The organism is Streptomyces racemochromogenes, from assembly GCF_044129415.1.
Classification (GTDB): Bacteria; Actinomycetota; Actinomycetes; order Streptomycetales; family Streptomycetaceae; genus Streptomyces; species Streptomyces racemochromogenes_A.
Genome location: NZ_JBBDHD010000069.1, coordinates 25,184 through 37,707, shown reverse-complemented (window position 1 = coordinate 37,707; position 12,524 = coordinate 25,184). Strand labels below are relative to the sequence as shown.

Below are 12,524 nucleotides of genomic sequence, written 5' to 3'. Positions count from 1 at the left end.
TACGGCCACTTCGGCCGCGAGCTCCCCGACTTCACCTGGGAGCGCACCGACCGCGTCGACGCCCTCCGCACCGCCGCGGGACTCTGACGGACTAGACGGGCGGGAAGTCCGTCGTCGGGGCCAGCGGGGCCCACTGCTCCCAGCCGGCCAGCCGTTCGCGCAGGGCCGCCGGGGCGCGGTCGGCCGCCCCGGCGCCCAGGAGCACCCGCAGCGGGGGCTCCTGGGCCTCCATCAGCTTCAGCAGCGCCACCCCGGCCCGGCGCGGGTCGCCGGGCTGGAGGTGCGCGAAGGCCCCCGACAGGCCGTGGCGGCGCCGGGCCAGCACGGAGTCGTAGGCGGCCTTGGGCGCGGCCCGCACCAGGGAGCTCGCGCTCCAGTCGGTGCGGAACTCGCCGGCCTCGATCAGGGTGACCTTGATCCCGAAGCCGGCGACCTCCTGCGCCAGGGTCTCGCCCATCGCCTCCAGCGCCCATTTGCTCGCGCAGTACATGCCGAGGTTCGGGTACGTGGTCACCCCCGCGATGCTGGACATCTGCAGGAGGTGCCCCGAGCCCTGGCGGCGCATCAGCGGGAGGACGGCCTGGGTGGTCCACAGCGCGCCGAGGAAGTTCACCTCGAACTGGTCGCGGACCTGCCGTTCGGTGACCTCCTCCACCGCGCCGGCCAGCCCGTACCCCGCGTTGTTCAGCAGGACGTCGATCCGCCCGGCCCGTTCCGCGGCCTCGGCCACGGTGGCGAACACCGCCGGGCGGTCGGTGACGTCCAGGGTCATCGGGACCACCCGGTCGCCGAAGCGCTCGACGAGCCCGCCGAGCGTCTCGACGCGCCGGGCCGTGGCGACCACGGCGTCCCCGGCCTCCAGGACGACCTCGGCGACGGCCCGCCCCAGGCCCCTGGAGGCACCGGTGACGAACCAGACCCGAGGCGTCCCCCCTGTCATCGACGGGCCCGCTGCTCGGCGAAGGCCTTGGCGTGGTGGAGGGTGGCGGTGCTGTTGGTGCTCAGCGCGGTGCGCACGTACGCCTTGGCGTCCTCGACGGTCGCCTCGGGGCCCAGGATGCGGGCGATGTTCGCGGTGTTGATCGTCACCGTGTGCTGGGAGGAGGCGGACACGCCGCCCTCGCCGTCCTCGGCGAAGGTCCAGTAGCCGGTGTGCAGGCTCATCAGGGCCGGCAGCGTCGTCTGCTTGTAGGCGATCCGCTCGTGCGGGAACGTCACCCGGTAGGACTTGGTGGTGTGGACGGAGCCGTCCTTGGCCCGGGTGTCCATCTCCAGCTCCTGGAGGCCCGGGGTGTCCTCGGTCAGGCGGACGACCGCCACGTGCGGCAGCCGCTCGGGCCACCGGTCCGCCTCGTTGACGAAGTCGTAGACGTCCTTCGCGGATCCCTCGACGCGGACCGTGTCCTCGAAGGAGAACGTCAGGTCCTCGGTGGCGTGGGCGTGCTCGACGTTGGTCTTGAGCGCGGCCAGCTCCGAGCGCGAGTTGCGGTCCACGGCCCGGTCGATCCACTCCAGCTTCGCCGGGTCGTCGTCCTCGGCCCGGTAGTCGTGCAGCAGCCGCACCCGGGACTCGCCCTCCGACAGCGGCTCGATGATCCAGGTGCCGCCCATCGCGGCGACCGGGGGCGCCGGGACCTCCTGGCGGAAGGTGATGGTGAGCCTCTCCGGGTCCAGGGTGCGGCGGGAGGTCCAGTTCTTGGGCTCGCCGTTGGCGGTGGCCCAGATCCGGATGCGCTCCTCGTTCCCGCCCTGCGGGACGTGGTCCACGTAGATGGTCGGCGGGAAGATCCGCGGCCAGTTCCGGACCTCGGCGATCAACCGGTACACGGCGGCGGCCGGGGCCGACACCGTGATCTCGTGCTCCACTTCACGCGGGCCGGGCTGCGGCATGGTCTTGCTCCTCCGATTCGGGGGTCGTACGCGGTCGGGCGGTGCGGGCTCAGAAGTTGCCGAGGCCGCCGCAGACGTTGAGGGCCTGCGAGGTGATGGAGGCGGCGGTGTCGGAGGCCAGGTAGCCCACCAGCCCGGCGACCTCCTGCGGGGTGGAGTAGCGGCCGAGGGGGATCTTGGCCTGGAACTTCTCCATCACGGCCTCCTCGGAGGTCCCGTACGCGGCGGCGTAGCCCTGACGGACCCGCTCGGCCATGGGCGTCTCCACGTAGCCGGGGCAGACGGCGTTGACGGTGATGCCCGTCGGGGCCAGTTCGTTGCCCAGTGCCTTGGTGAAGCCCACCACGCCGTGCTTGGACGCCGAGTAGGGGGCGCCCAGGACCACGCCCTGCTTGCCCGCGGTGGAGGCGATGTTGATGATGCGGCCGCGGTCCTTGGCGCGCATGCCGCCGGTGTTCAGGACCTCGCGGGTGACGCGGAAGACGCTGGTGAGGTTGGTCTCGATGACGTCGTACCAGAGCTCGTCGGCGATGTCGGCGGTGACGCCGCCGCCCGAGCGGCCGGCGTTGTTGACCACCACGTCGATGGTCCCGAACCGTTCCACGGCCGCCTCGACCCAGGCCTTGACGCCCTCGCCGCTGCGCACGTCCACGCTCGCGCCGTCGACCTCCAGGCCCTCGGCGGTGAGCTCCTTGACGGTACGGGCCACGTTGTCGGCGTCGCGGGCGCCGATGAACACCCGGTGGCCCTGCGCGGCCAGGGTGCGGGCCGCTTCCAGGCCGATGCCGCTGGTCGCTCCGGTCACGACGGCGACGCGCTTGGTCTGGTCCTGATCCTGGGCCTGGTCGGGCATGAGAACTCCTCGGTGAATCGACGGGTGGCGCACGCGGAGGATCCGTCACCGCGATGGAGGGGTGCTCGAAGGCCTCTCGGACGCCCCCGCGACCGGCGGGGACCACCGTTCCTCGACCGGTCGTCGAGCGGCGGTCGACAAGATCGGGGAGACACCCGCACGCGAGAGGCGACCATGATCAACTTGTTTCAGCCCCAGGTGGGGGCGGAGGAACTCGACGCGGTCGCCGGGGTGTTCCACGACCGCAGGCTCGGCAGCGGACGGCGCACCAAGGCCTTCGAGACGGCCTTCGCCGAGCACCTGGGCCTGGAGGCCGGCCACGTCGTGTTCACCAGCTCCGGCACCACCGCCCTGCACCTGGCCGTCGAGACCCTCGACCTCCGGCCGGGTGACGAGGTCGTCCTGCCCTCGCTGGGCCTGCCGGCCACCGCCGAGGCCGTTGCCGCCCGCGGCGGCCGCCCCGTCTTCTGCGACGTCGACCGCCATACGCTGAACCCGAACCTGGAAGACGTCGAGGCCGCCCTCACCGACCGCACCCGCGCGGTCCTCTTCCTGCACTACGGCGGCCGCGCCGGCGACATCGTCCGCATCGCCGCCCGCTGCCGGGAGCTGGGCATCACCCTCATGGAGGACGCCGCCTGCTCCATCGCCTCCCGCGTCGACGGCCGACTCGCCGGCACCTTCGGCGACCTCGCCGTGTGGAGCTTCGACCCGGGCCGGGTGCTGGTCACCGGCGACGGCGGCATGCTCTACGCGAAGGACCCCGAACGGGCCGCCCGCACCCGCCTCCTGGCCCGCCACGGCCTGGTCCGGGCCAGCGGCTTCGGCCACGCCACCCTGCCCGGCGAGCCGGACCTGCCCGAGTACGGGCGCGGGATCACCGGCAACGACCTGACCGCCGCCATCGGCACCGTCCAGCTCCGCCGGCTCCCCGAGATGGTCGAGCGGCGCCGGGAGATCGCCGCCCGCTACGACCGGGAGCTCGCCGGGACCGAGGGGATCCTGACGCCCCCGCCGCTGCCCGAGGGCCACGAGTCCACGGACTGCGTGTACTGGCTGCAGCTCGACCCCGCCGTCCGGGACGGGGTCGTCGCCGACCTGCTCGCCGAGGAGATCTACACGACCTCCCACCACGCCCCCCTGCACCGGTTCCAGGCCGACGGCGACGAGGAGCCCCCGGCGGCCCCGCTGCCCTCCTGCGACTGGGCGGTGGCCCGCACCGTACGCCTGCCCCTGCACCCCGGACTCAGCGACGGGGACGTGGCCACCGTCATCGACGCCCTGCGCCGCTCGGTGCGCTCCCGGCTCGCCGCCCGTACCGACGAAGGACTCACCGTGAAGGACACCCCATGAACCGACGCGTCGTCATCACCGGGATCGGCGTGGTCGCACCCGGGGGAGTGGGCACCAAGGCGTACTGGGCCCGGCTCACCTCCGGGCGGACCGCGACCCGCGCGATCAGCCTCTTCGACGCCTCCGGCTTCCGCTCACGGATCGCCGCCGAGGCCGACTTCGATCCGCTCGCCCACGGCTTCACCCCCGAGGACGCCGCCCGCCTGGACCGGGCCGCGCAGTTCGCGCTGGTCAGCGCCGACGAGGCGGTCCGCGACAGCGGGCTCGACACCGCGGCCCTGGACCCCACGCGCACCGGTGTCACCCTGGGCAGCGCGGTGGGCTGCACCACCGGCCTGGACAACGAGTACAACGCCGTCAGCAGGGGCGGCTCCACCTGGCAGGTGGACCACACCCTCGCGGTGCCCCACCTCTTCGACTACTTCGTCCCCAGCTCGATGGCGGCCGAGGTCGCCTGGCGGGTCGGCGCCCAGGGCCCCGTCTCCATGGTCTCCACCGGATGCACCTCCGGGCTGGACTCCGTCGGCCACGCCGCGGAGCTGATCCGCGAGGGCAGCGCCGACGTCATGGTCACCGGCGCCACCGAGGCCCCGATCTCGCCGATCACCGTGGCCTGCTTCGACGCCATCAAGGCCACCTCGCCCGGTAACGACCACCCGGAGACCGCCTCGCGGCCCTTCGACGCCACCCGCAACGGGTTCGTGCTCGGCGAGGGCTCGGCCGTCCTGGTCCTGGAGGAGCTGGAGAGCGCCCGGCGGCGCGGCGCCCACGTCTACGCGGAGATCGCCGGGTTCGCCAGCCGGGGCAACGCCTACCACATGACCGGCCTGAAGGCCGAGGGCCGCGAGATGGCCGAGGCCATCACCGTCGCCCTCGACGAGGCCCGCCTGCCCGCCACCGCCGTCGACTACGTCAACGCCCACGGCTCCGGCACCAAGCAGAACGACCGGCACGAGACCGCCGCCTTCAAGCGCAGCCTCGGACAGCGCGCCTACGAGGTCCCGGTCAGCTCGATCAAGTCGATGATCGGGCACTCGCTGGGCGCGATCGGCTCCCTGGAGGTGGCCGCCAGCGCGCTGGCCATCGAGCACAACACGGTCCCGCCCACCGCGAACCTGCACCACCCCGACCCCGGCTGCGACCTGGACTACACCCCGCTGACCGCGCGGGAGCACCGTACGGACACCGTCCTCAGCGTCGGCAGCGGCTTCGGCGGCTTCCAGAGCGCCATGATCCTCACCCGCCCCCGCCTGGGAGCCGCCGCATGAGCACGCAGACCCAAGCCGCCCCGCGGATGTCCGCGGCGGCCGCCTCCGCCGACCCCGTCGTCACCGGGATCGGCGTCGCCGCCCCCAACGGGCTGGGCACCGAGGCGTGGTGGAGCGCGGTCCTGCGCGGCGAGAGCGGCATCCGCCCGGTCACCCGGTTCGACGCCGGGCAGTACCCGGCGAAGCTGGCCGGCGAGGTGCCCGGCTTCGACGCCGCCGAGCACCTGCCCGGCCGGCTGCTGCCGCAGACCGACCAGGTGACCCGGCTCGCCCTCACCGCCGCCGACCAGGCCCTGGCCGACGCCGGGGTGGACCCGGGCGAGCTGCCCGACTACGCGGCCGGAGTGATCACCGCCAGCTCGGCGGGCGGCTACGAGTTCGGCCAGCGCGAGCTCCAGGCCCTGTGGAGCAAGGGCGGCCAGTACGTCAGCGCGTACCAGTCCTTCGCCTGGTTCTACGCCGTCAACAGCGGCCAGATCTCCATCCGCAACGGGATGCGCGGACCCAACAGCGTCCTCGTCAGCGAACAGGCTGGCGGGCTCGACGCGGTGGCCCAAGCCCGCCGCCAGCTCCGCAAGGGCGTCCGGCTCGTCGTCACCGGCGGCATGGACTCGTCCCTCTGCCCCTGGGGCTGGGCCGCCCACCTGGCCTCCGGCGAGCTCAGCACCTCCGAGGACCCCGAGCGCGCCTACCTGCCCTTCTCCGAGGAGGCCGGCGGACACGTGGTCGGCGAGGGCGGGGCGCTGCTCGTCCTGGAGGACGCGGCCGCCGCCCGCGAGCGCGGCGCCCGCCCGTACGGCGAGGTGGCCGGGTACGCCGCCACCTTCGACCCGCCGCCCGGCTCCGGCGGCGCCCCCCGGCTGCGCGACGCCGCCGCGCTGGCCCTGCGCGAGGCGGGGCTGGACCCCGCCGACGTGGACGTGGTCTTCGCGGACGCGGCCGGGCGGCGCGACGCCGACCGGGCCGAGGCCGAGGCCCTCGCCGAGCTCTTCGGGGCGTACGGGGTCCCGGTGACCGCCCCCAAGACGATGACGGGCCGGCTCGCCGCGGGCGGCGCCTCCCTCGACCTCGCCGCGGCCCTGCTGTCGCTGCGCGACGGGGTCATCCCGCCGACCGTCCACGCCGGCCCGCCCGCCGCGGACTGCCCCGTCGACCTGGTGACCGAGGTGCGCCGGCCCGGCCGGCTGCGCACGGCGCTGGTCCTGGCGCGGGGCCGCGGCGGCTTCAACGCGGCCATGGTGGTCCGGGGACGGTGACCGGCGGCGGGCGGATGGAGGAGGTGGCCGAGCACGTCTGGGCCTACCTTCAGCCCGACGGCGGCTGGTGCCTGAACAACGCGGGACTGGTCGCCCCGGGCGGCCGGCCCGTGCTGGTCGACACGGCCGCCACCGAGGCCCGGACCCGGGCCCTGAAGGAGGCGGTCGCACGGATCACCCCGCACGCCCCGGGCTTCCTGGTGAACACCCACTCGCACGGCGACCACACGTTCGGCAACCGGTTCTTCGCCGACCGGGCGCTGGTCGTCGCGCACGAGGCGGCGCGCGCCGAGATGGCCCTCGCCGGACTGCACCTGACGGGCCTGTGGCCGGACGTCCCCTGGGGCGAGGTCCGGGTGGAGCTGCCCGGGCTGACCTTCCGCGACCGGCTCACCCTGTACCCGGGGGACTTCCCGGTGGAGCTGATCCACCCCGGCACCGCCCACACCGCCGGGGACACGGTGGTCTGGCTGCCGCGGCAGCGGGTGATGTTCACCGGGGACGTGGTGATGTCCGGGGCGACGCCGTTCTGCCTGACCGGCTCGGTCTCCGGCTCGCTCGCCGCCGTCGAGGAGCTGCGCGCCCTCGGGCCGCGGACCGTCGTCCCCGGGCACGGGCCGGTCGGCGGCCCCGAGCTGCTGGACGCCACCGCCGGCTACCTGCGCCGCGTCCAGCGGCTGGCCGCCGAGGGCCGCGCGGCGGGCCTGACCCCGCTGGAGGCGGCCCGGGAGGCCGACCTCGGCCCGTACGCGGAGCTCCTCGACGCGGAGCGGCTGGTGCCCAACCTGCACCGCGCCTACGCCGAGGCGGCCGGCGCGGCCCCGGGGCACCCGCTCGACGTCGAGACGATGTTCCGCGAGATGGTCGCGCACCACGGCGGACTGCCCGCCTGCGCCGCCTGAGGGCGGTGCGGACGGGCGGTCGGGGCGGGCGGTGGGCGCGGGCCCTGCCAGCGGGTGCCGGACCAGTCGGTGCTGGACCAGTCGGTGCCGGACTAGTCGGTGCCGGACTCCATCGCGGCGCGGTCCAGCAGTTCCTCGTCCGCGGAGACCTCGCCGCGGGAGGCGATGGCCTCGGCGCCGCCCTCCGGCATCTCCGGCATGGTGCCGATCAGGCCGGTCGCGGCCGCCTGGGCGGCGCCCACGGCGGGGCTGCCGCTGCCGATCAGGCCGAGGACGGCGTACTGCTCCAGCTTGGCGCGGGAGTCGGCGATGTCGAGGTTGCGCATGGTGAGCTGGCCGATGCGGTCCACCGGGCCGAAGGCCGAGTCCTCGGTGCGCTCCATGGACAGCTTGTCGGGGTGGTAGCTGAACGCCGGGCCCTGGGTGTCGAGGATCGAGTAGTCCTCGCCGCGCCGCAGCCGCAGGGTCACCTCGCCGGTGACGGCCGCGCCGACCCAGCGCTGGAGGGACTCGCGGACCATCAGGGCCTGCGGGTCCAGCCAGCGGCCCTCGTACATCAGCCGGCCGAGGCGCCGGCCCTCGTTGTGGTACTGGGCGAGGGTGTCCTCGTTGTGGATGGCGTTGACCAGGCGCTCGTATGCGGCGTGCAGCAGGGCCATGCCGGGCGCCTCGTAGATGCCGCGGCTCTTCGCCTCGATGATCCGGTTCTCGATCTGGTCGGACATGCCCATGCCGTGCCGGCCGCCGATGGCGTTGGCCTCCATGACCAGGTCGACGGCGGAGGCGAACTGCTTGCCGTTGATCGTGACCGGGCGGCCCTGCTCGAAGCCGATGGTCACGTCCTCGGTGTCGATCTCGACCGAGGGGTCCCAGAACCGGACGCCCATGATCGGCTCGACGGTTTCGACGCCGGTGTCCAGGTGCTCCAGGGTCTTGGCCTCGTGGGTGGCGCCCCAGATGTTGGCGTCGGTGGAGTACGCCTTCTCCGTGCTGTCCCGGTAGGGGAGGCCGTGGGCCAGCAGCCACTCCGACATCTCCTTGCGGCCGCCCAGCTCGGTGACGAAGTGCGCGTCCAGCCAGGGCTTGTAGATCCGCAGGTGGGGGTTGGCGAGCAGGCCGTAGCGGTAGAACCGCTCGATGTCGTTGCCCTTGAAGGTCGAGCCGTCGCCCCAGATCTGGACGTCGTCCTCCAGCATCGCCCGGACCAGCAGGGTGCCGGTGACGGCGCGGCCGAGCGGGGTGGTGTTGAAGTAGGCGCGTCCGCCGGAGCGGATGTGGAACGCGCCGCAGGTCAGTGCGGCCAGGCCCTCCTCGACCAGTGCCGCGCGGCAGTCGACCAGGCGCGCGACCTCGGCGCCGTAGGCCTGGGCACGCCCGGGCACCGAGGCGATGTCGGGCTCGTCGTACTGGCCGATGTCGGCGGTGTAGGTGCACGGGACGGCGCCCTTGTCGCGCATCCACGCGACCGCGACGGAGGTGTCGAGTCCGCCGGAGAAGGCGATGCCGACGCGCTCGCCGACGGGAAGGGAGGTGAGGACCTTAGACATGGGATGAGTATGCAGAAGGATGCATGTTCATGCAAGTGGAGGAGGGGTTCCGGCATTAACGGCGTTAACGCCGTCAATGCCGTCCGTGATCGCCCGTGATCGGCGAGCTCCGCTCAGGCCCGCGGGCGGAAGCGGTTGATCGCCTCCAGGTGCTTCGCGCGCAGCTCGTGGTCCCGTACGCCCAGACCCTCCTCCGGGGCGAGCGCGAGGACGCCGACCTTGCCCTGGTGCAGGTTGCGGTGCACGTCGTACGCGGCCTGGCCGGTCTCCTCCAGCGGGTAGACCTTCGAGAGGGTGGGGTGGATCCTGCCCTTGACGATCAGGCGGTTGGCCTCCCAGGCCTCGCGGTAGTTCGCGAAGTGCGAGCCGATGATCCGCTTCAGCGACATCCACAGGTAGCGGTTGTCGTACTCGTGCCGGAAACCGGAGGTGGAGGCGCAGGTGACGACCGTGCCGCCCTTGCGGGTGACGTACACGCTCGCGCCGAAGGTCTCACGGCCCGGATGCTCGAAGACGATGTCCACGTCCTCGCCACCGGTCAGCTCCCGGATGCGCCGGCCGAAGCGCTTCCACTCGCGCGGGTCCTGGGTCTGCTCGTCCTTCCAGAACCGGTAGTCCTCGGCGCTGCGGTCGATGACCGCCTCGGCGCCCATCGCCCGGCAGATCTCCGCCTTCTCCGGGGACGACACCACACAGACCGGATGGGCGCCGCCCGCCAGCGCCAGCTGCGTCGCGTACGAGCCGAGGCCGCCACTCGCGCCCCAGATCAGGACGTTGTCGCCCTGCTTCATCCCGGCGCCGTTGCGCGAGACCAGCTGGCGGTAGGCGGTGGAGTTCACCAGCCCCGGAGAGGCCGCCTCCTCCCAGGTCAGGTGCTCGGGCTTGGGCATCAGCTGGTTGGACTTGACGAGCGCGAGCTCCGCCAGGCCGCCGAAGTTGGTCTCGAACCCCCAGATCCGCTGCTCCGGGTCGAGCATCGTGTCCCCGTGCCCGTCCGCGGACTCCAGCTCCACCGACAGGCAGTGCGCCACGACCCGGTCGCCCGCCTTCCACCGGTTGACGCCGGGGCCGGTGCGCAGCACCACACCCGCCAGGTCCGAACCCAGCACGTGGTACGGCAGGTCGTGGCGGCGGGTGAGCTCCGAGAGGCGGCCGTAGCGCTCCAGGAAGCCGAACGTCGCCAGCGGCTCGAAGATCGAGCTCCAGACGGTGTTGTAGTTGATCGCGCTCGCCATCACCGCCACCAGCGCCTCGCCCGGACCCGGCTCGGGCGTCGGCACCTCCTGCAGGTGCAGGGACTTGCGCGGGTCCTTCTCCGCCGAGGGCATTCCCGCGAACATGTCCGTCTCGTCCCGGCGCACCACGTTGCCCCGGTACCACTCCGGCAGCGCCAGCGCGGCGAAGTCGGCCGGTGCAGCGTCCTCGGAGAGCAGGGCCTTGACGATCTCGTCCACGTGAGTTCCCTTGCGACGGAGCGGATGCGGCGGGGCCGGGGCGTGCGGGCTCCGGCGCGCGTGCAGGCAGGCTCCGCCCCCGCGGTCGAGGGCCGCCGGAGGAACGCTCGAAGGCCGCGGGATCGAGTCCCCTTCGAAGCGGCCTCAACCGGAGGTGCGGACCGTGATGCGTCGGGATCAGGGTCAGCCCGATCAGGAGGACGCGCCGTGCCGATCTACAGCCTCAGCCGCAGTCGCCCGCAACCGCTCCGCCGCAGGGAACTCCCCCTCGACGGACTGCTGCGCCGGGCCGCGGAACGCGACCCCGCCGCCTGCGCGGTCCGCACCCCCCACGGCACGCGTACCTTCGCGGAGCTCGACGCCCGGGCCGACCGCTACGCCGCCTACCTGGAGCACGCCCTCGGCCGGCGCGGGGCCCGGGTCGGGGTCGCCAACACCCTCGACGACGAGTTCGCCGCCGCCTACTACGGCACCGTCCGCAGCGGCAACACCGTCGTCCTCCTCAACCCCCTGGTCCGGGCGGCGGGACTGCGCCGCATGTGCGAGGTGGCCGGGGTGGAGATCGCCTTCCTGCCCACCGCCGCCGCCGAGCAGCTCGTCAAGACCGCCGACCGGCTGCCGCTGCTGCGCGAGATCGTCGTCACCGACGCCCCCGACGGGATCGTGCCCGCCGACGCCCTGCCGCTGGCCATGGCCCTGGACCGCGCCCCGCGCACCGGACCCCGCCACCCGGACGCCGCCGCCGACCCGAACGCCGTGGTGTGCGTGCAGTTCACCACCGGGACGACCGGCCGGCCCAAGGGCGTCCTGCTGACCCACCGCAACCTGCTCGCCAACGCCGCCCAGACGGCGGCCGCCCACCGGCTCGACTCCGGCTCCGTCACCCTCAACCACCTGCCGCTGTACCAGCCCATGCACCTCAACTCGGCCGTCCTCGCGGGCGCCTGCCAGGTGCTGTGCCCCGCCCCGCGCCCGGCCGCCGCCCTCGCCCTGGCCGCCCGCACCGGCGCCACCCACCTCTACAGCCTGCCCGCCCGGCTGCACCAGCTCGCCGCCGACCTGCGCCACGCCGACCTCCCCGGCGCGGTGGACCTCCCCGGCTTCCCCCTCCCCTCCCGGGCCGACCTCGACCGGCTCACCGCCGTCCTCTCCGGCGGCAGCGCCCTCGCCCCCGCCGACGCCCGGCTGCTGTCCGAGCGGCTCGGCGTCCCCGTCCTCCAGGGCTACGGCCTGGTCGAATGCGCCCCGCTCACCCACAGCCAGCGCCCCGGCGAGGACACCGGCGGCTCCGGCTCCGTCGGGACGCCCGTCCCCGGCACCGCCTGCCGCGTCGTCCACCCCGGCACCCGCGTCCCGCTCGGGCCGGGCGAGACCGGCGAGGTGCAGCTGCGCGGACCCCAGCTGATGGCCGGCTACCTCGGCGAGAGCCGACCACCCACCGGTGAGGACGGCTGGTTCTCCACCCAGGACGTGGGTCGCATCGGCCCGGACGGGGAGCTCCACCTCGTCGACCGGCTCGACGACGTCTTCTCGTACGACGGCGAACTCGTCTCGCCGACCGCCGTCGAATCCGTCCTGGCCGCCGACCCCCGGGTCGCCGACTGCGTCGTCGTCGGCTGGCCCGACCCGGTCCACGGAGCCGTCGTCTGGCTCGGGCTCGTCCTGCACCACCCGACCGTGCCCGGCCTCCTCGACGTCCTCGACTCGATCGTGGAGGCCGCCAACGAACAGCTCGGCCCGCACGAGCAGATCCGCCGGGTCGAGGTCCTCGGGGCCGTCCCCCGCACCCCCGCCGGGAAACCCGAGCGGCGCGCCCTGCGGCGCGAGCTGTGCCACCGGGCGCAGGCCGAAGCCTCCCTGTGAGCCCTTGGCCCCGGCCCTCGCCCTGAGTCCTCGCCCCGAGTCCTCGACCGGGGTCCGTCCGGGCCCGGACGGACCCGGACGACCTCGCGAGGGCTCGTCGACGGCCCGTGCAGCCGGGGTCCAGGGGGCTTCGAGCGG

The 12,524-nt window shown here is 73.9% G+C and carries 10 protein-coding genes; 5 read left to right on the top strand and 5 right to left on the bottom strand.

Translation table 11 applies throughout. The features are described 5' to 3' along the window. Window positions 1-91: 91 nt before the first annotated feature. From WDV06_RS23730 to fabG, 3 genes are read right to left on the bottom strand one after another with little or no spacing between them, the layout of a single operon-like run. On the bottom strand, window positions 92-940 hold the full coding sequence (locus WDV06_RS23730; RefSeq protein WP_395511796.1) for an SDR family NAD(P)-dependent oxidoreductase: 849 nt from the start codon (window positions 938-940) through the stop codon (window positions 92-94). Beyond that, complete coding sequence (locus WDV06_RS23725) at window positions 937-1,890, bottom strand: aromatase/cyclase (protein WP_395511795.1); 954 nt, start codon at window positions 1,888-1,890, stop codon at window positions 937-939. The genes WDV06_RS23730 and WDV06_RS23725 overlap by 4 nt, the downstream gene beginning before the upstream one ends. Window positions 1,891-1,939: 49 nt before the next feature. Next, window positions 1,940-2,743 (bottom strand): 3-oxoacyl-ACP reductase FabG, encoded by an 804-nt coding sequence (gene fabG, locus WDV06_RS23720; protein WP_395511794.1) that lies wholly within the window; start codon window positions 2,741-2,743, stop codon window positions 1,940-1,942. 174 nt (window positions 2,744-2,917) lie between these two features. Between fabG and WDV06_RS23715 the strand changes: the two genes are divergently transcribed. From WDV06_RS23715 to WDV06_RS23700, 4 genes are read left to right on the top strand one after another with little or no spacing between them, the layout of a single operon-like run. After that, on the top strand, window positions 2,918-4,096 hold the full coding sequence (locus WDV06_RS23715; RefSeq protein ID WP_395511793.1) for a DegT/DnrJ/EryC1/StrS family aminotransferase: 1,179 nt from the start codon (window positions 2,918-2,920) through the stop codon (window positions 4,094-4,096). Next, window positions 4,093-5,364, top strand: coding sequence for a beta-ketoacyl-[acyl-carrier-protein] synthase family protein (locus WDV06_RS23710; RefSeq protein WP_395511792.1), 1,272 nt, complete (start codon window positions 4,093-4,095; stop codon window positions 5,362-5,364). The genes WDV06_RS23715 and WDV06_RS23710 overlap by 4 nt, the downstream gene beginning before the upstream one ends. Further along, window positions 5,361-6,620, top strand: coding sequence for a ketosynthase chain-length factor (locus tag WDV06_RS23705; protein WP_395511791.1), 1,260 nt, complete (start codon window positions 5,361-5,363; stop codon window positions 6,618-6,620). Before WDV06_RS23710 ends, WDV06_RS23705 begins: the two co-directional genes overlap by 4 nt. Before the next feature lie 14 nt (window positions 6,621-6,634). After that, a complete protein-coding gene (locus WDV06_RS23700) occupies window positions 6,635-7,522 on the top strand; it encodes an MBL fold metallo-hydrolase (protein WP_395511798.1) in 888 nt (295 codons plus the stop codon). Between the two features lie 92 nt (window positions 7,523-7,614). Here WDV06_RS23700 and argG read toward each other — a convergent pair whose 3' ends face one another. Both argG and ccrA read right to left on the bottom strand, forming a co-directional pair. Further along, entirely contained in the window at window positions 7,615-9,069 is a 1,455-nt protein-coding gene (gene argG, locus WDV06_RS23695; RefSeq protein ID WP_395511790.1) for an argininosuccinate synthase, read from the bottom strand. Between the two features lie 113 nt (window positions 9,070-9,182). After that, on the bottom strand, window positions 9,183-10,523 hold the full coding sequence (gene ccrA, locus WDV06_RS23690) for a crotonyl-CoA carboxylase/reductase (protein ID WP_395511789.1): 1,341 nt from the start codon (window positions 10,521-10,523) through the stop codon (window positions 9,183-9,185). A gap of 207 nt (window positions 10,524-10,730) precedes the next feature. Between ccrA and WDV06_RS23685 the strand changes: the two genes are divergently transcribed. Next, entirely contained in the window at window positions 10,731-12,386 is a 1,656-nt protein-coding gene (locus tag WDV06_RS23685) for a class I adenylate-forming enzyme family protein (RefSeq protein WP_395511788.1), read from the top strand. The last annotated feature ends 138 nt before the right edge of the window (window positions 12,387-12,524 follow it).